Source organism: Sagittula sp. P11, from assembly GCF_002814095.1.
In the GTDB taxonomy this organism is placed as follows: Bacteria; Pseudomonadota; Alphaproteobacteria; order Rhodobacterales; family Rhodobacteraceae; genus Sagittula.
Genome location: NZ_CP021913.1, coordinates 1,403,472 through 1,419,815 on the forward strand (window position 1 = coordinate 1,403,472; position 16,344 = coordinate 1,419,815).

The window sequence follows — 16,344 nt, forward strand, 5'->3', positions numbered from 1 at the left end:
GCACACCCGCGTATCCCGCCGGGCGCCGCCCGCCCCTATCCCGGGGGGTGCGTCATGAACCCCGAGTTCCTCGCCCTCTCCCTGCCGCCGATGCTGATCGGCACGCTGGCCGCGATGGCCTGCGCCCTGCCCGGCAACTTCCTGCTGCTGCGGCGGCAGGCGCTGATCGGCGACGCGATCTCGCACACCGTGCTGCCGGGAATCGTGGTCGCCTTCCTCGTGACCGGCACGATCGCCGCCGTGCCGATGATGCTGGGTGCCGCCGGGGCAGCACTTGTCGCCGTGGTCCTGATCGAGGCCGTCCGGCGGCTTGGCCGGGTGGAACCCGGCGCGGCCATGGGTGTCGTCTTCACCGCGATGTTCGCCGGCGGCGTGCTGCTGCTGGAACAGACCGACACCGCGTCGGTGCACCTCGACGTGGAGCACGCGCTCTACGGCAACCTCGAAAGCCTGATCTGGCTCGACGGCTTTTCATGGAGCGCACTGACGGATCCCGCCGCGCTCGCCACGCTGCCGCCGGAACTGGGCCGCATGGCCGCGGCGCTCGCCGTGGTCTCGGTCGCGACATGGCTGTTCTGGCGGCCGCTGAAGCTCGCCACCTTCGACGAAGCCTTCGCCCGCACCCTCGGCCTGCCGGTGACGCTGATCTCGCTGGGCATCGTGACGATGGCGGCACTCGCGGCCGTGGCGGCCTTCGACGCCGTAGGCTCGATCATCGTGATCGCGATGTTCATCTGCCCCCCCGCCTGCGCCCGCCTGATGACCAACCGGCTGGAACGCCAGGTGGCCTGGTCCCTGGGTTTTGCCACACTCTCCGCCGTCCTGGGGTATGTCCTGGCCGGGTACGGCCCCCTCTGGCTGGGCAGCTCTGCGTCGGTCTCTGCCGCCGGGATGATTGCCACGGTGTCAGGCGTACTGCTGGGGCTGACCGCGCTCTTCGGCCCCCACCGCACGAACTGAGCGGTTTCGGATCGGCTGACGCCAATCCGACCGGCGGGGGGCTTTGCCCCCCGCACCCCCCAAGGTATTTGCACCAAGATGAAGGGGAAAGCGCGCCATGTCCTTCATCTTGGTCCAACTACCTGCTTTCCGGCCCCGGGCCTGGTCCGGCAGGCTGAATGACAAGGCAGCGGGTATCGACTCCAAAAGGAACAAAACATGAACTAATCTGGCCGGCATGTTCGCCGAGCTCTGCATCACGTCCAACTTCAGCTTCCTCACCGGTGCCTCGCATCCGGAGGAGTACGTGGAACGTGCCGCCTTTCTCGGCATCGAGGCGATTGCCATATGCGACGAGAACTCCGTCGCGGGGATCGTGCGGGCCCACAGCCAGGCGAAGGAGATCGCCTACCAGATCCGCGAGCGGGAGGAGATCGTCGCCCGCGACGGGCTGATCGGTCCGCCCGCGCCGCCGGGGGCCCCAGCGCCGCCCCGGGCGCCGGTCGACACGGTGCCGCGGGTGATTCCCGGCGCGCGGCTGGTGTTCCGCGAGGGCATCGAGATGACGGTGCTGGTCACTTCCCGGCAGGGCTGGGCGGATCTCTGCCGGGTGATCTCCGTCGGGCGGCAGCGGGCCGAAAAGGGCCGTTGCGACCTTTCCCTGGCCGACCTGCCCGAGGACATGGGCGGGTGGGAGGCCATTCTCCATCCGCCACGCGTCCCCGCGGTGACGGGCGGCGCGGGCGGGTGGCTGTCACAAGCGGAACAGCTGTCGCGCCGCCTTGCCCGGGCCTCCTCCGCCCCCTCCGACGGTATGGACGTGGGCGCCGCGCCGCATGACCCGGTCTCCCCGCCGGACGGCGCAGCCCTGTCCCCCGGGCGCCTGCACCTCGCGCTGGCGCCCCGCTACGACGGGCAGGATGCCCGCCGGTTCGATGCGCTGGCCCGGCTGGCGGCGCGGCTGGGCATCGACACCGTCGCCACCGCCCAGCCGATGATGCACCATGGCCGCCGCCGCCGTCTGGCCGACGTGCTGACCGCCATCCGCACCCGCCAGCGGGTCGACCGGCTGGGCCGTCACGCCCTGGCCAACGCGGAGCAGCGCCTGCGCTCCGGCGACGAGATGCGCCGCCTGCTCGGCCCCCACGCCGATGCCGTCACCCGCGCGGCCGAGCTGGCGCGGCGCTGCACCTTCGACATCGCCTCCCTGCGCTACGAATACCCCTCCGAGATCACCGGGAGCGAGACCGCCAGCCAGCGGCTCTCCCGCCTCGCGCACGAGGGGCTGGCCTGGCGTTACCCGCAGGGCGCCCCCGACAAGGCCCGTGCCCAGCTCGACCATGAACTCGCCCTCATCGCGAAGCTGAAGTACGAGCCCTATTTCCTCACCGTCCGCGACATCGTGGCCTTCGCCCGCGAGCGCGGCATCCTCTGCCAGGGGCGCGGCTCGGCGGCCAATTCGATCACCTGCTACTGCCTCGGCGTGACCTCCGTCAGCCCCGAGATCGGCACCATGGTCTTCGAGCGATTCGTGTCGGAGGCCCGGGACGAGCCGCCCGACATCGATGTCGACTTCGAGCACGAGCGCCGCGAGGAGGTGATCCAGCACATCTACGAACGCTACGGCCGCCACCGCGCGGGTCTCTGCGCCACGGTCATCCATTACCGCGGCAAGCGCGCCATCCGCGAGGTCGGGCGCGCCATGGGCCTCAGCGAGGACACGCTGGGCGCGCTCTCCTCCCAGCTCTGGGGGTTCTTCTCCACCTCCGGGATGGAGGAGAAGCGGATGCGCGAGATCGGCCTCGACCCGACCGACCGCCGCCTGCAGCTGACGATGGAGCTGATCCACGAGATCATCGGCTTCCCCCGGCACCTCTCGCAGCACGTCGGCGGCTTCATCGTGACGGAGGGGCGGCTGGACGAACTGGTGCCGATCGAGAACGCCACGATGGAGGGGCGCACGGTGATCTGCTGGGACAAGGACGACATCGACGCGCTCGGCATCCTGAAGATCGACGTGCTGAGCCTCGGGATGCTGACCTGCATCCGCAAGGCCTTCGACCTGCTCAAGGCGCACCACGGCACCACGCACACGCTGGCCACCCTGCCGCCCGAGGACCCGGAGGTCTACGACATGCTCTGCAAGGCCGACAGCCTCGGCGTCTTCCAGGTGGAAAGCCGGGCGCAGATGAACTTCCTGCCCCGGATGCGGCCGCGCAACTTCTACGACCTCGTGATCGAGGTGGCGATCATCCGGCCCGGCCCGATCCAGGGCGACATGGTCCATCCCTACATCCGCCGCCGCAACGGCGAGGAGCGGGTGAGCTTCCCCTCCGACGCGCTGGGGGAGGTGCTGGGCAAGACGCTGGGGGTGCCGCTGTTCCAGGAACAGGCGATGCAGATCGCGATCACCGGCGCGAACTTCACCCCGACGGAGGCCGACCGCCTGCGCCGGTCCCTCGCCACCTTCAAGAAGCACGGCTCGGTCAGCGAATTCCGCACGCGGTTCCTGAAGGGGATGCGCGACAACGGCTACGACGAGGAATTCGCCGAGCGCTGCTTCTCGCAGATCGAGGGGTTCGGGTCGTACGGCTTCCCCGAAAGCCACGCCGCCAGCTTCGCGCTGCTGGTCTATGCCTCCGCCTGGCTGAAGTGCCACCACCCCGCGGTCTTCGCCTGCGCGCTGCTGAACTCCCAGCCGATGGGGTTCTACGCCCCCGCGCAGATCGTGCGCGACGCCCGCGAACACGGCGTCACCGTGCGGCCCATCGACATCAATGCCAGCTACTGGGACAACGCGCTGGAACCCGACGGGCGGGGCGGGCTGGCGCTGCGGCTGGGCTTCCGCCAGATCAAGGGGCTGGGCGATGACGACGCCCAGTGGATCGCCCGCGCCCGCGGCAACGGCTACCGCACCGTGCGCGACGTCTGGCGGCGGGCGGGGCTGTCGCCCAAGGTGCTGGGCCGCCTCGCGGAGGCCGACGCCTTTGCCAGCATCGGGCTCAACCGCCGCGAGGCGCTGTGGGAGGCCCAGGCGCTGCACCGCGGCCCCGACCTGCCGCTCTTCGCCCGCGACATGGAGGGCGAGGCGATCCGCGAGGTCATGGCCGACCTGCCCCGCATGACCGAGGGCGAGGAGGTGGTGGAGGATTACGTCGCCATGCGCCTGTCGCTGCGCGCACATCCCGTGGCGCTGCTCAGGCACATCCTGACGCCGCCCGACGGGCGCGCCCCCGGCCCGATCTCCGGCCCCCTTTCCGGCCCCATCACCGGCTCGGCCAAACCCGCTCCCGAACACTCCCGCGACGCGCGGGAACAACTGGCGGCGGCGCGCGGACGGCACCCGCGGGACCTGCCCTCTCCGGTCACCCGCACCTGGGAAAGCCGCAAGGGCCGCACCGAGGACCGCTAGCCCCGTTGACGCCACGGCCCCGGCGCGCTTGGCTGGGCAGGCCCCCGGCAAAGGACGGACCCACGTGACAGATGCCCTGAAGACATTCCTGACCGACCTCGACCTCGACATCCGCGCGCAGGGCGACTGGGGGCAGGTGGCCGACTACATCCCGGAGCTCGGGCGCATCGACCCCGCGCAGTTCGGCATCGCCGTGGCGCTCCCGGGGGGCGGGATGGTCTCTGCCGGGCAGGCGCGCCAGCGGTTCTCCATCCAGTCGGTGTCGAAGGTCTTCTCGCTCGCCTGCGTGCTCGGGCGGATCGGCGAACAGATCTGGACGCGGGTCGGGCGCGAACCCTCCGGCCAGCGCTTCGACTCGATCCTCGCGCTCGAGCACGAGAACGGCCGCCCGCGCAATCCCTTCATCAACGCCGGCGCGCTGGTCACCACCGACGAGCTGCTGACCGGCCGCGCGCCGAAGGACACCCTGGCCGAGATCCTGGGCTTCCTGCGCGCCGCCGCCGAGGACGACGACATCCACATCGACAAGGCCGTCGCCCGGTCCGAGGCCGCCACCGGCCACCGCAACGCCGCCCTCGCGCACTACCTGAAATCCTGCGACAACCTGCGCAACCCGCCCGAGATCACGCTGGGCACCTACGTCCACCAGTGCGCGATCGAGATGACCTGCGAACAGCTCGCCCGCGCGGGCCGCGTCATCGCGCAACTGCCCGGCGCGCCGCGGATGCTGACCCCGCTCAAGGCGCGGCGGATCAGCGCCCTGATGATGATGTGCGGCCACTACGACGGATCGGGCGACTTCGCCTTCCGCGTGGGCCTGCCCGCCAAGTCCGGCGTCGGCGGGGGCATCCTGCTGATCGCACCGGGCCAGGCCTCCATCGCGATCTGGTCGCCCGGCCTCGACGGCTACGGCAATTCGAGGATGGGCAGCCACGCCGCCGAACGGCTGGCGCACCACATGGGCTGGTCGGTCTTCGGCTAGGCCTCGAACCTCCGGGCCGCTGGCCGGTCCACGCCTGACCCTCGGCCCTCCGGAGGGCTGGCCGCGCCGCACGCCGGTGCGGCAGTCCGCCCGGCCGCCGGGCCCTCCACCGCAAGGACGCCGAACCGCCGCCCCCCGCCGTTTCCACACAGCCCCGCAAGTTCACCTTGCGCGCAGAGCGAACCTTCCTGACACTGGGCGCGACATCGCACGGGACAGACCAATGATCGCCATCATCTTCGAAGTGACCCCCGCCGAGGGCAAGAAGGACGCCTACCTCGACATCGCCGCCTCCATGCGGCCGCTCGTCGAACAGGTCGAAGGCTTCATCTCGGTCGAACGCTTCCAGTCGCTGACCAACCCGGAAAAGCTCCTGTCGATCAGCTTCTTCGAGGACGAGGCCGCGGTCGAACGCTGGCGCCAGCTGGAAAAGCACCGCGCCGCGCAATCCGCCGGGCGGAAGGGCATCTTTGCCGACTACCGCCTGCGCGTGGCGCATGTGCTGCGCGACTACGGCATGACCGAACGCGCCGAGGCGCCCGTGGACAGCAAGGCCGCGCACGACCACACGGCTGCGTGATCGCGTATGAAATGTGTGGCGGGCGGCAGGGAGCCGTGTGAACTGGAGATGCATTTTCGCATTTCAAAGGACTTTTCACATGACCACGTTTGACCGCCGTGCCGTGCTCCGCATCGGGGCCGGCCTCACCCTTCTGCCCGTCTCCGCGCTGACCGCCCGCGCCGCCAGCCACGCCGGCGCCGCCGTCACCATGTCGGGCATGGCCTTCGCGCCCGCCGCCCTGACGGTCAAGGCCGGGACCACCGTCACCTTCATGAACGAGGACGGCGCCCCGCACACCGCCACCGGCGACGGCTGGGACACCGGCCGCCTGAACCGGGGCGACAGCAAGGACGTCACCTTCGACACCGCCGGCACCTTCGCCTACGTCTGCGCGATCCATCCCTCGATGAAGGGCACGATCACCGTCGAATGACGGGCCGGGCCCTGCGCCGAAAACGACACGGGGGGCGCGGCATATGCCGGCCCCCCGCTTTCGTTCGCCAATGAAGGCCCGTCAGACCCCGGCAGCCACCATCGCCTCCGCGAGGACCGGCACGGTCTTTGCGTTCAGGCCCGCCACGTTGATCCGCGAATCGCCGACCATGTAGACGCCGTGCGACTGGCGCATCGCTTCCACCTGCTCCGGCGTGGCGCCGAGGCGCGAGAACATGCCGCGGTGCTGCGCGATGAAGCCGAAGCGGTCCGACCCGGTCAGCCGCTGCAGTTCGACGGCCAGCTGTTCGCGCAGACCCAGGACGCCCTCGCGGATCTCGCGCACTTCCTCTTCCCAGTCGGCCCGCAGCGCCGGATCGTCCAGCACCATCGTCACCAGCCGCGCCCCGTGGTCCGGCGGGAACGAGAAGTTCTGCCGGTTGAGGTGGTTCAGCATCCCCTGGTTGGCCTTCTGCCGCACCGGGTCCTGCGCCACGGCCATCAACAGGCCGGTGCGTTCGCGGTAGACCCCGAAGTTCTTGGAGCACGAGGCCGCCACCAGCACCTCGGGCATCTGCGACACGACCATGCGCAGGCCGGCCGCGTCCTCGTCCAGACCGTCACCGAAGCCCTGGTAAGCGATGTCGATCATCGGGGTCGCGCCGTTCTTCAGCAGCAGGTCGATGACCTCCTGCCACTGGGTCGCGTTCAGGTTCGCGCCGGTCGGGTTGTGGCAGCAGCCGTGCAGCAGCACCACGTCGCCCACCCGCGCATCGGCGAGGTCTTCCATCATGCCGGCGAAATCCACCGCCCGGGTCTCGGAATCGAAGTAGCGGTAGGGCTGCATGTGCATCTCGAGATGCTTCAGCATGGTGATGTGGTTCGGCCAGGACGGATCGCTGACGAAGACCCGCGCCTCGCGGTCCGCCATGCGGATCATGTCGAAGCCCTGACGCACCGCACCCGTGCCGCCCGGCGTCGCCGCCGCCGCCACGCAGTTGCGCGGCACCGCATCGCCCATCAGCAGGCCGAACATCGCGTCGGCAAAGCCCACGTCACCGGCCAGCCCGGTGTAGGACTTCGTGGTCTCGGTCTCCCAAAGCTGCTTCTCGGCGGTCTTGATCGCGCGCATGATCGGCGTGCGGCCCTCGGCGTCCTTGTAGACGCCGACGCCCAGGTCGATCTTCTGCTCGCGCGGGTCCTCGCGGAACGCCTGCATCAGCATCAGGATCTTGTCTGCGGGTTGCTCTTTCAGCAGTTCGAACATCACTTCTCTCCGGTCGCGACGGGCAGCGTCGGAAAGGCACCCCATTCCGCCCACGACCCGTCATAAAGCGCATGGTCGCTCTTCCCGAGCACCTCCAGCGCAAGGTTCACAATCGCCGCCGTCACGCCCGATCCGCAGGAGGTGATGACCGGCTTCGACAGGTCGACGCCTGCCGCCTCGAACACCGCGCGCAGCGCGTCGGGGTCCTTCATCGTGCCGTCGGACGTCAGCAGGGTGGCATAATGCACGTTCTTCGAGCCCGGAATATGGCCGGACCGCAGACCGGCGCGCGGCTCTGCCGCCTCGCCGCGGAAACGGGCCGGGCCGCGGGCATCGACGATCTCGTGGTCCTTCAGCTTTGCCGCCGCGCTGACCTGCGTCACGTCGCGAACCAGATGGGCCTGGCGGCGCACCGTCATATGGCGGTCGCGGATCACCGGCGGCAGGTCCTCGACCTCGCGGCCCTCGGCCTGCCATTTCGGGAAACCGCCGTCCAGCACCGCGATGTCGTCCTTGCCCATCAGCTTGAACAGCCACCACACCCGCGCCGCGGAAAACAGCCCGGCGCCGTCGTAGACCACCACCTGGTGCCCGTCGCCCACGCCCATGGCCCGCATCCGCGACATGAACTTCTCCGGCTCCGGCGCCATGTGCGGCAGCTCCGAACGCGCATCCGAAACCTCGTCGATGTCGAAGTAGCGCGCGCCGGGGATATGCGCGGCGGCGTATTCGGCTTTACCGTCGCGCCCCATGTCCGGCAGATACCAGCTGGCGTCGAGGACCCTCAGGTCGGGATCGTTCAGATGCCGGGCCAGCCATTCCGTCGACACCAGCACTTTCGGATCGTCCATGGCTTGCGCGCCTCCTCGCCCCGCCGTTTTCGTCCACACGTGCTTAGGCAAGCCCGCGACGTCATGCAAGCGGCTGGGCGCCGCGGCGCGCATTACTTCTGGTTTTCCTTCTTCGCGGCATTGCGCACCGCCCCCGCAACGGCCACCAGCACCGCGCCCCCGGCCAGTCCGCCGGAACTCTGGCCCAGCACCATCGCAAGATCCACACCGCCGCTGTCCTCCGGCGCGCCGATGCGGTTCAGGACAGAGCTGCCCAGCGCACCGCCGAGCAACCCGAACCATCCGTCCGGCCATCGCCCGAAACTGAGATGCCCGGCCCTGAGGCCAAGCAGAATCCCACCCAGAACCCCCGCAAACAAACCGATCAAGAGCGCCATACGATCCATCCTGACACGTTATGTTCAGGTTTACGTAAAGCGATCCAATGTCAGTTTAAGGAAAAAGCACAAAAGTTGACGTTTGGTCATCCGGCGTCAGGTCAGCCCTGCTTCAGCAGCCGCTGCTTCTGGCGGTTCCAGTCGCGTTTCGCCTCGGTCTCGCGCTTGTCGACGGTCTTCTTGCCCTTGGCGATGCCGATCTTGATCTTCGCGATACCCTTGTGGTTGAAGTACAGGACCAGCGGCACAAGCGTCATGCCCTTGCGCTGGGTCTCGTTCCACAGGCGCGCCAGTTCCCGCTTCGACGCCAGGAGCTTGCGCCGCCGCCGCTCCTCGTGCCCGAACATCGCGCGTTCGTAGGGCGCGATGTAGGAGTTCACCAGCCACAGTTCGCCCTCCTCCACCGCGGCATAGCTCTCCGCGATGTTGGAGGTGTTCTCGCGCAGCGACTTCACTTCCGAGCCGGTCAGCATGATGCCGCACTCGAGGTCGTCCTCGATGGCATAATCGTACCGCGCCCGCCGGTTTTCGGCGATCACCTTGTAGTTCGGACTCTGGTCGGGTTTCTTGGCCATGGGCGTTGTAGATAGGCGTCCGAGCGGCCGCTGTCCAGTTGCGTGATGCGCGCCTCCCCACAGCCTCTCTGCCCCGGGCTGGCCGGTGCGCCCATGCGCCGTGGTACGGTCCCTGTCACGGCGTCCCGCGCCAGACCATCGGGCAGGAAAATCCGCGTCGTTAACCACACATCGCCGTGATCCGGGGCAAAAGGTTACCAACCGGCCGGTTCGGCACCCCGGAACGGCCGGTTCGTCGGTAACGGAACTTCATCTTGGTGAAGATCGGGTGCCATCCTTGCGGAACGCCCGCGCCGGGGCCCCAGATGTGGGGAGCGCGCGCTCCGTCAACCCGGGCGCGCGCTGCATGAACCTTAACGGATCTTCACACCCGACTCAGGGCCCTCAGCTGCCCCGGTAGGTCGAGAAGGCGAAGGGCGAGATCAGCAGCGGGACGTGGTAATGCGTGTCCTCCGACATGCCGAAACGGATCGGCACCTCGTCCAGAAACAGCGGTTCCGCCCCTGCCTGCCCGGTGGCGCGCAGATAGGCACCGGCTTCGAAAACCAGTTCGTAAGTGCCGGTGCGGAAATCCTCCTTGGGCAGGATGTGACTGTCGGTGCGCCCGTCGTCATTGGTCACGACACGGCAGATCTCGTGGCGCTCCTTGCCCTCGATACGATATAGGGTGATCGCGACGCCCTTGGCGGGCAGCCCGCGCGCCGTGTCCAGAACGTGGGTTGTCAGGAACCCTTCGGCCATATCTCGGGCCCTCCTCTTGCAAATCCCGCCGGTTTGGCGCTTCTGAGGGGGACTGCAAGACATTCCGAAGGTCCCGTCAAGATGACCCGCTACACCCGAGACATGATCGGTTACGGCCCCGACCGCCCCGACGCCCGCTGGCCGGGCGGTGCGAAGATCGCCGTGCAATTCGTCCTGAACTACGAAGAAGGCGGCGAAAACAACGTCTTGCATGGCGACGGAGGGTCCGAAGGCTTCCTCTCCGACATCCCCGGCGCACAGCCCTGGCCGGGCATGCGGCACTGGAACATGGAGTCGATCTACGAATACGGATCGCGCGCCGGCTTCTGGCGGCTGCACAGGCTTTTTACCCAGCGAAATCTGCCGCTTACCATCTACGGCGTGGCCTCTGCCCTCGCCCGCTCGCCCGAGCAGGTGGAAGCGATGAAGGACGCCGGATGGGAGATCGCCTCGCACGGGATGAAGTGGATCGAACACCGCGACATGCCCGCGGAGGAAGAGCGCGCCCAGATCGCCGAGGCCATCCGCCTGCACACCGAAGTCACCGGCGAGGCGCCGCAGGGCTGGTACACCGGGCGCTGCTCCATGAACACCGTCGAGCTTGTCGCGGAGACCGGGCAATTCGCCTATATTTCAGACACCTACGATGACGATCTGCCCTACTGGAAACAGGTCCACGGGCGCGATCAGCTGATCATTCCCTACACGCTCGAAGCCAATGACATGCGGTTCGCGGGCGCGCCGGGCTGGGTCACCGGCCACGATTTCGAGGAATACCTGACCGACGCCTTCAACGTGCTGCGCGCCGAGGGCCACGCCGGCAAGCCCGCGATGATGAGCATCGGCCTGCACTGCCGCCTGATCGGGCGCCCGGGCAAGATCGCCGGTCTGATGCGCTTCCTCGACCACATCCAGCAGTTCGACGACGTCTGGGTCGCCCGCCGCATCGACATCGCGCGCCACTGGGCCGAGACCCATCCGCCGGTCCACCGTCCTCGCCCGTCGCAGATGGACCGAGAGACCTTCGTCGGCACCTTCGGCGGAATTTACGAGCATTCCCCGTGGGTTGCCGAACGCGCCTTCGACATGGAGCTGGGGGCCGCCCACGACCGTCCGGCAGGTCTGGCCAACGCGTTGGCCCGGGCCTTCCGCCGCGCCACGCCCGAGGAACGCCTGCAGGTGCTGCGCGCCCACCCCGACCTCGCCGGCAAACTGGCACAGGCCCGCCGCCTGACCGCCGAAAGCTCGGAAGAGCAGGCCTCGGCCGGGCTCGACGCGCTTACCGACGAAGAGCGCAGCACCTTCGAGGCGCTGAACACCGCGTATACGGAAAAACAAGGGTTTCCGTTCATCATCGCGGTCAAGGACAACAGCAAGCAAAGCATTCTCGCCGCCTTCCAGCGCCGCATCGACAACTCTCATGAACAGGAGTTTGACGAAGCGTGCCGCCAGGTCGAACGCATTGCCCGCCTCCGGCTGGAGAGCCTGATTTGACCACCTACGCCTTCCCTCCCGGCGGGTTGCCGGGGCAGAACATCAACCCGCAGGGCACCGCCGTCTTCACCGAAGCCTACGCGGTGATCCCCGCCGTCACGCAACGCGACATCACCACCAGCTTCCTGCCGGACTGGCTTCTGGCGAAGGTCTGGATCCTTGCCCGTCCGCTGACGGGCTTCGCAGAGACCTTCGCGCAATATGCCGTGGAACTCGCGCCCGGCGGCGGCTCTGCCGATCCCGAACCCGACAGGGAGGCGCAGGCCGCGATCTTCGTCGCCTTCGGGACGCTGCGCATCTCCATCGGCGGCGCGCGGGAGGACCTGCAACCGGGTCACTTCGCCTACATTCCCGCAGGCGCGCATTGGGAGATTTGGAACACCTCGGACGCACCGGCGGGGTTCCACTGGATCCGCAAACGCCACCAGAACGTGCCGAGCCTCAACCCGCTGACCCCCTTCGTCGTCCACGAGACGGAGATCAGCAAGGCGGCGATGCCCGATGCCGTGGGCGTGTGGGAAACGCAGCGCTTCTTCGATCCTTTCGACCTGCGCTACGACTTCCACGTCAACATCGTGAACTTCCGTCCCGGCGGGCGCATTCCCTTTGCCGAGACCCACGTGATGGAACACGGGCTTTACGTCCTTCAGGGCACCGCCCGCTACCTCCTGAACCGCGACTGGGTGGAGGTCGGGCCGGGCGATTTCATGTGGCTGCGCGCCTTCTGCCCGCAGGCCTGTGTCGCCACCGGCAAGGAACCGTTCCGCTACCTGCTTTACAAGGACGTGAACCGCCACGTCAGCCTCACCCTGCCCGGAGCACGGCCATGACCCTGCCGACCATCCAAGCCCACCCGCTGACCTCCCAGGCCTTCGCCCCTTTCGGCGACGTGCTCGAGGCGCAGGGCGCGCCGGACAAGGTCATAAACCAGGGCAAATGCGGCCGCTTCCACGACCGCGCCGCGCTGGACTTCGGCCCCGGGGGACGGGCGGGCGTCTCGGTCTTCGACGCCGAACCGCGCACCCTGCCCTACAAGCTGGAGATGGTGGAATGTCACCCGGAAGGCTCGCAGGCCTTCCTGCCGATGCACAGCCATCCCTGGCTGGTGATCGTGGCAGAGGCCGGGGATGTGCCGGGACCGATCCACGCCTTCCTCGCCTCTGCCGGGCAGGGCGTGAACTTTCACCGCGGCACGTGGCATGGCGTCCTGACGCCGCTGTACGCGCCCGGCCTCTTCGCTGTGGTGGACCGCATTGGCGAGACGCCGAACCTTCAGGAACACTGGCTGGACCAGCCCGTCCTGATTGCCCCCGCCTCCATGTGACACCACGCGAAAAAGGGCCCCGCGAAGGGCCCTTTTCCAGGGGGTGCGACCTGCGCACCCCATGCCCCCCGGGACAGGATGGGGGGACTGCCCGACAACGGAGCCTTGCGATCGAGAGGGGATCACCCCGCGCGAAGCTCCGGCCATTCAGGATCAGTGACGGTGGTGGCGGCGGTCCCAGTACTGGCGACCTCCCTTGCGTTGCTGGTAATAGCGGTGATGGCGGCTCGGCCCGCGGTCGTAGCGGCCATCGCGATGACCGCGATCGTAGCGCGGCGAGCGGTCGGTCTGGATGTAGGCGCGCGGCTTGTGGCCCTTGTTGTTCTGCTTGGCCAACTCGTTGAGGAGGAGCAGCGTCGCCGCCGTTCCGAACAGCAATTTGGCGCCGTCATTGTTGCGCGCGGCAGCGGGGGTGGCGGTGGAGAGGGCGGCGATCAGCGCACCGACGGCGACGATGGAGGTCACGAATTTCAGACGCATTGGAAAATTCCTTTCTTCGCATGGCAAGGTGGGTGTGGCGCCCCCGGGGCGGGGAAACCTCGTACAGCCACGCTGCCCGCCCCCTGCCGGGCCGCGCAATAACGCCGCGCCGCTATCGGATAACCGCCCGCCCAGACCCTTGTGGTTATTGAATTTCCCCGGGACCGGGCGCAGGGTGACAGGCATGAAACGCATCCTCGCCCCGGCCCTTGCGGCCATCGCCCTCCTCACGCCCGCTCTGGCCTCTGCCGCCTGTTCGGTGGAATACAAGGCAAAGCAGGACGACCCCCTGCGGCTTGACCATGGTACGATCGTCATTGACGCCTGCGAGTCTGACGCGCAGGTCGAACGCGAGGTCCGCACCCGGCTTGCCGCACAGGGGTGGATCCTGCTCAAGATCCTTGGAACCACCTCCGGATAAAGCCACGATGCCGCCTCTTGCCGTCTCCGTTTTCGAAAGCCTGCGTTCCGGCAGCCGCCTCGTCTCTCTGGGCATCGCGGCCATCGTCGCGATCCTGGCCGTGACGGGGGCGCTGCTGATCCTCACCCTGCCCGACGCCAACGCCTTCAACGCGCGGGTGGAGCGGATCTTCGTCGAGAACGACGCACTGACCGGCGAGGGCGAGATCAAGCTGCTGGAGATCCTGGCACAGTCGGGCACGGCCTTCTCGGACGTGCTGGCCAGCTACCGCACGATCATCTTCGTCCTCTTGATCTTCGCCACGGCGCTCCTGGTGGCGGCGCTCGTGTTCCTCGTGATGCTGGTCACGCTCAACCGCCGCATGGCCCAGATCGAACGGTCGGGGATCGAGGTCTCGTCGCTCATCATCTCGCGCGAGGAGCGGACGGTCTACCTCAACACCATGGGCTTCAAGCTGACCGACGCGATGATGGAGACGCTCTCCGTCCTTGCGGAGGCGCGGCTCGACGACGAGATGCTGACCGGCGCACAGATCGAGGCGATGATCTCCGGCAAGTCGGAGGCCGACTGCGAGGAAGCCGCCGGCGCCACCCGCATCAAGCGGCTGCGCGACGGGCTGGGCAACCAGATCGTGTCGGAACTGCTGGTCAAGAACATCGCCCGCCGCGGTTACGTCCTCGCCATCGACAAGGGCGTGATCGAGATGGTCTGACCGGGCGCAGGCACGCTGTCAGCCGTGCCGCCCTCGACCGACGATCCCCACATGCCGCGCGGGACCGGGCGCAACCCGATGTAGGGCGGGGCTTTGCGCCGCCACCCTCAGGACAGTCAGAACAGCACAGCCTCGTCGGCCACCACCCCCAGCGTCTGCCGCGTCACCGCGCCATCCTTCGCCTCTCCGCGCAGCACCCGCAGCGCGCGGCGGTGATCGGCCTTCACCTTCACGACCGCCATGTTCCGAGCCGCACTGTCGCGCAGGAACCCTTTCCAGCGTTTCTCGGACAGGGCGAAAGAGCGGTTCAGGCGCGCCGCGCCCCAGCCGTTCTCGTAGACCCGCTTGCCCAGAAGCACCGCCTGGAAGGTGTTGTGATCGAAGAGGTTCGCCCGACCGATGTCCATCTCCACCGGCAGTTGCCGCTGCCAGAGGTCCAGCCAGCCCTCCAGCCGGTCCGAGATCTTCAGCCCGCGCGCATCGCGCCAGTAGTCCGTGTCCGTCCGGTTGCCGAGCCGGTAGTGCAGGCAGATGAAATCGCGCACCTCGTTGTACATCTCGTCGGCGCAGCGGTTGTAGGCGGCGCGCGTCGATTCCTCGTAATCCTGGCTGGGGAAGTACTGCAGCAGCCAGCGGATCCCCATGTCGATCATGTGGATCGCGGTCGATTCCAGCGGCTCGATAAAGCCGCCGGACAGCCCCAGCGCGATGCAGTTCTTCACCCACGCACGCCGCATCCGCCCGATGCGCATCGGGATCACCCGCGGCTCTGCCCCCTTCGGCGCGCGGTCGCCCAGGTGCGCCAGGAACTCATCCCGTGCGGCGTCATCCGTCCGGTGCGCACTGGAATAGACATAGCCCGTCCCGATCCGGTGGTAGAGCGGCACGGCCCAGCTCCACCCGGCGCCAAGCGCGGTGGAGGACGTGGCCGCCGGCAGCCTTTCCGGATCCGGATGCGGGATCGGCAGCGCCATGGCCCGGTCGTTGGCGAGGTAATCGGAGTAGTTCTCGAACGGCTCGCCCAGCGCCTCGCGGATCACCAGCCCCTTGAAGCCGGTGCAGTCGATGACAAGCTGCACGGGCCGCCGCCCCGTCTGCCGCAGCTTCAGCGCCGCGACATGGCCCGTGTCATCCAGTTCGACCCCGTCCACATCGTCCAGCACATGCTCCACCCCGCGTGCCACGCCGACCTCCGCCAGCATCTTCGCAAAGGCGCCCGCGTCGAGGTGATAGGCGTAGCCCGCGCGCGGCATCGGGTCGTTCGCCGCGTTGAAGGACAGCGGGCCCTTGCCCGCGTCGAGCAGGTCCATCAGCGGCGAAAACGACTGGATGTAATCCCGCCGGCCCGCGCCGAACGCCTGGAAGTAATGCCCGACCTCGACCCCGTCGATCTTTGGCGGCGGCGCAAAGGGGTTCATGTAGTCGAAGGGCCGCCCCTTGTGATCGACGTTCCAGCCGCGGAACATCACGCCCATCTTGAAGGACGTGTTGCAGCGCCGGAAGAACTCCTTGTCGTCGATGCCCATCTCGCGCAGCGTCACCGGCATGTGCGGGACAGTCGCCTCGCCCACGCCGACGGTCGGCACGTTGGGCGATTCGATCAGCGTGATCGCGATCTTCGGCGCGCACTTGCTGCGCAGATAGGTTGCTGCCAGCCAACCGGCCGTGCCGCCCCCGACAACAGTGATCGATGTGACCGGCTCCGCCATGCTGTGCATCCCGCAGATGTTATGTGGAGCGACAGAATACAGCCGCCGGGGCCCCGCGCCAGCACG

General features: G+C 68.1%; 17 protein-coding genes. 10 read left to right on the top strand and 7 right to left on the bottom strand.

All coding sequences use genetic code 11. The features are described from left to right. The first annotated feature begins 54 nt into the window (after positions 1 to 54). The 5 genes from CDO87_RS06850 (at position 55) to CDO87_RS06870 (ending at position 6,328) form a co-directional block, all read left to right on the top strand. Positions 55 to 960: a metal ABC transporter permease gene (locus CDO87_RS06850; protein WP_100928091.1), complete on the top strand. Its 906-nt coding sequence runs from the start codon at positions 55 to 57 to the stop codon at positions 958 to 960. 217 nt (positions 961 to 1,177) lie between these two features. Beyond that, positions 1,178 to 4,351 carry an error-prone DNA polymerase gene (locus CDO87_RS06855; protein WP_100928092.1) on the top strand — a complete coding sequence of 1,058 codons (3,174 nt, stop codon included), beginning with the start codon at positions 1,178 to 1,180 and terminating at the stop codon, positions 4,349 to 4,351. Positions 4,352 to 4,415: 64 nt separating this feature from the next. Beyond that, a complete protein-coding gene (locus CDO87_RS06860; RefSeq protein WP_100928093.1) occupies positions 4,416 to 5,333 on the top strand; it encodes a glutaminase in 918 nt (305 codons plus the stop codon). 223 nt (positions 5,334 to 5,556) lie between these two features. After that, positions 5,557 to 5,913, top strand: a complete 357-nt coding sequence (locus CDO87_RS06865) for an antibiotic biosynthesis monooxygenase (RefSeq protein ID WP_100928094.1) — start codon at positions 5,557 to 5,559, stop codon at positions 5,911 to 5,913. Between the two features lie 79 nt (positions 5,914 to 5,992). Beyond that, positions 5,993 to 6,328, top strand: coding sequence for a plastocyanin/azurin family copper-binding protein (locus CDO87_RS06870; protein WP_100928095.1), 336 nt, complete (start codon positions 5,993 to 5,995; stop codon positions 6,326 to 6,328). 81 nt (positions 6,329 to 6,409) lie between these two features. Here CDO87_RS06870 and CDO87_RS06875 read toward each other — a convergent pair whose 3' ends face one another. The 5 genes from CDO87_RS06875 to uraH all read right to left on the bottom strand — a co-directional run bounded on the left by CDO87_RS06875 (position 6,410) and on the right by uraH (position 10,138). Further along, a complete protein-coding gene (locus CDO87_RS06875) occupies positions 6,410 to 7,594 on the bottom strand; it encodes an amino acid aminotransferase (protein ID WP_100928096.1) in 1,185 nt (394 codons plus the stop codon). Continuing rightward, positions 7,594 to 8,445 (bottom strand): 3-mercaptopyruvate sulfurtransferase, encoded by an 852-nt coding sequence (sseA, locus tag CDO87_RS06880; protein ID WP_100928097.1) that lies wholly within the window; start codon positions 8,443 to 8,445, stop codon positions 7,594 to 7,596. The genes CDO87_RS06875 and sseA overlap by 1 nt, the downstream gene beginning before the upstream one ends. A 92-nt stretch (positions 8,446 to 8,537) precedes the next feature. Then, positions 8,538 to 8,822, bottom strand: coding sequence for a hypothetical protein (locus CDO87_RS06885; RefSeq protein WP_100928098.1), 285 nt, complete (start codon positions 8,820 to 8,822; stop codon positions 8,538 to 8,540). Between the two features lie 101 nt (positions 8,823 to 8,923). Then, a complete protein-coding gene (gene smpB / locus CDO87_RS06890; RefSeq protein WP_100928099.1) occupies positions 8,924 to 9,397 on the bottom strand; it encodes an SsrA-binding protein SmpB in 474 nt (157 codons plus the stop codon). A gap of 384 nt (positions 9,398 to 9,781) precedes the next feature. Further along, positions 9,782 to 10,138, bottom strand: a complete 357-nt coding sequence (gene uraH / locus CDO87_RS06895) for a hydroxyisourate hydrolase (RefSeq protein WP_100928100.1) — start codon at positions 10,136 to 10,138, stop codon at positions 9,782 to 9,784. An 81-nt stretch (positions 10,139 to 10,219) separates the two neighbouring features. Between uraH and puuE the strand changes: the two genes are divergently transcribed. Genes puuE through CDO87_RS06910 form a run of 3 tightly spaced genes read left to right on the top strand, consistent with a single transcriptional unit; the run spans position 10,220 to position 12,956 of the window. Then, positions 10,220 to 11,632: an allantoinase PuuE gene (gene puuE / locus CDO87_RS06900; RefSeq protein WP_100928101.1), complete on the top strand. Its 1,413-nt coding sequence runs from the start codon at positions 10,220 to 10,222 to the stop codon at positions 11,630 to 11,632. Continuing rightward, a complete protein-coding gene (locus CDO87_RS06905) occupies positions 11,629 to 12,462 on the top strand; it encodes a bifunctional allantoicase/(S)-ureidoglycine aminohydrolase (RefSeq protein WP_100928102.1) in 834 nt (277 codons plus the stop codon). Before puuE ends, CDO87_RS06905 begins: the two co-directional genes overlap by 4 nt. Next, positions 12,459 to 12,956, top strand: a complete 498-nt coding sequence (locus CDO87_RS06910; protein WP_100928103.1) for an ureidoglycolate lyase — start codon at positions 12,459 to 12,461, stop codon at positions 12,954 to 12,956. The genes CDO87_RS06905 and CDO87_RS06910 overlap by 4 nt, the downstream gene beginning before the upstream one ends. A 153-nt stretch (positions 12,957 to 13,109) precedes the next feature. Here the strand turns inward: CDO87_RS06910 and CDO87_RS06915 are convergent, their stop codons facing one another. Then, a complete protein-coding gene (locus CDO87_RS06915; RefSeq protein ID WP_100928104.1) occupies positions 13,110 to 13,436 on the bottom strand; it encodes a hypothetical protein in 327 nt (108 codons plus the stop codon). A 184-nt stretch (positions 13,437 to 13,620) separates the two neighbouring features. Between CDO87_RS06915 and CDO87_RS06920 the strand changes: the two genes are divergently transcribed. Together CDO87_RS06920 and CDO87_RS06925 are read left to right on the top strand one after the other, a co-directional pair. Then, on the top strand, positions 13,621 to 13,857 hold the full coding sequence (locus CDO87_RS06920; RefSeq protein ID WP_100928105.1) for a hypothetical protein: 237 nt from the start codon (positions 13,621 to 13,623) through the stop codon (positions 13,855 to 13,857). 7 nt (positions 13,858 to 13,864) lie between these two features. Beyond that, positions 13,865 to 14,569 carry a hypothetical protein gene (locus CDO87_RS06925; protein ID WP_100928106.1) on the top strand — a complete coding sequence of 235 codons (705 nt, stop codon included), beginning with the start codon at positions 13,865 to 13,867 and terminating at the stop codon, positions 14,567 to 14,569. A 116-nt stretch (positions 14,570 to 14,685) separates the two neighbouring features. Here the strand turns inward: CDO87_RS06925 and CDO87_RS06930 are convergent, their stop codons facing one another. Further along, positions 14,686 to 16,278, bottom strand: coding sequence for a tryptophan halogenase family protein (locus CDO87_RS06930; protein WP_254698359.1), 1,593 nt, complete (start codon positions 16,276 to 16,278; stop codon positions 14,686 to 14,688). Positions 16,279 to 16,344: the final 66 nt, after the last annotated feature.

Excerpts from the sequence above, each read along its gene's own strand:
- CDO87_RS06850 (WP_100928091.1), top strand. The coding sequence starts at position 55 with ATGAACCCCGAGTTCCTCGCCCTCTCCCTGCCGCCGATGCTGATCGGC.
- CDO87_RS06855 (WP_100928092.1), top strand. The coding sequence starts at position 1,178 with ATGTTCGCCGAGCTCTGCATCACGTCCAACTTCAGCTTCCTCACCGGT.
- CDO87_RS06865 (WP_100928094.1), top strand. The coding sequence starts at position 5,557 with ATGATCGCCATCATCTTCGAAGTGACCCCCGCCGAGGGCAAGAAGGAC.
- CDO87_RS06870 (WP_100928095.1), top strand. The coding sequence starts at position 5,993 with ATGACCACGTTTGACCGCCGTGCCGTGCTCCGCATCGGGGCCGGCCTC.
- CDO87_RS06875 (WP_100928096.1), bottom strand. The coding sequence starts at position 7,594 with ATGTTCGAACTGCTGAAAGAGCAACCCGCAGACAAGATCCTGATGCTG.
- sseA (WP_100928097.1), bottom strand. The coding sequence starts at position 8,445 with ATGGACGATCCGAAAGTGCTGGTGTCGACGGAATGGCTGGCCCGGCAT.
- CDO87_RS06885 (WP_100928098.1), bottom strand. The coding sequence starts at position 8,822 with ATGGCGCTCTTGATCGGTTTGTTTGCGGGGGTTCTGGGTGGGATTCTG.
- smpB (WP_100928099.1), bottom strand. The coding sequence starts at position 9,397 with ATGGCCAAGAAACCCGACCAGAGTCCGAACTACAAGGTGATCGCCGAA.
- uraH (WP_100928100.1), bottom strand. The coding sequence starts at position 10,138 with ATGGCCGAAGGGTTCCTGACAACCCACGTTCTGGACACGGCGCGCGGG.
- puuE (WP_100928101.1), top strand. The coding sequence starts at position 10,220 with ATGACCCGCTACACCCGAGACATGATCGGTTACGGCCCCGACCGCCCC.
- CDO87_RS06910 (WP_100928103.1), top strand. The coding sequence starts at position 12,459 with ATGACCCTGCCGACCATCCAAGCCCACCCGCTGACCTCCCAGGCCTTC.
- CDO87_RS06915 (WP_100928104.1), bottom strand. The coding sequence starts at position 13,436 with ATGCGTCTGAAATTCGTGACCTCCATCGTCGCCGTCGGTGCGCTGATC.
- CDO87_RS06920 (WP_100928105.1), top strand. The coding sequence starts at position 13,621 with ATGAAACGCATCCTCGCCCCGGCCCTTGCGGCCATCGCCCTCCTCACG.
- CDO87_RS06925 (WP_100928106.1), top strand. The coding sequence starts at position 13,865 with ATGCCGCCTCTTGCCGTCTCCGTTTTCGAAAGCCTGCGTTCCGGCAGC.
- CDO87_RS06930 (WP_254698359.1), bottom strand. The coding sequence starts at position 16,278 with ATGGCGGAGCCGGTCACATCGATCACTGTTGTCGGGGGCGGCACGGCC.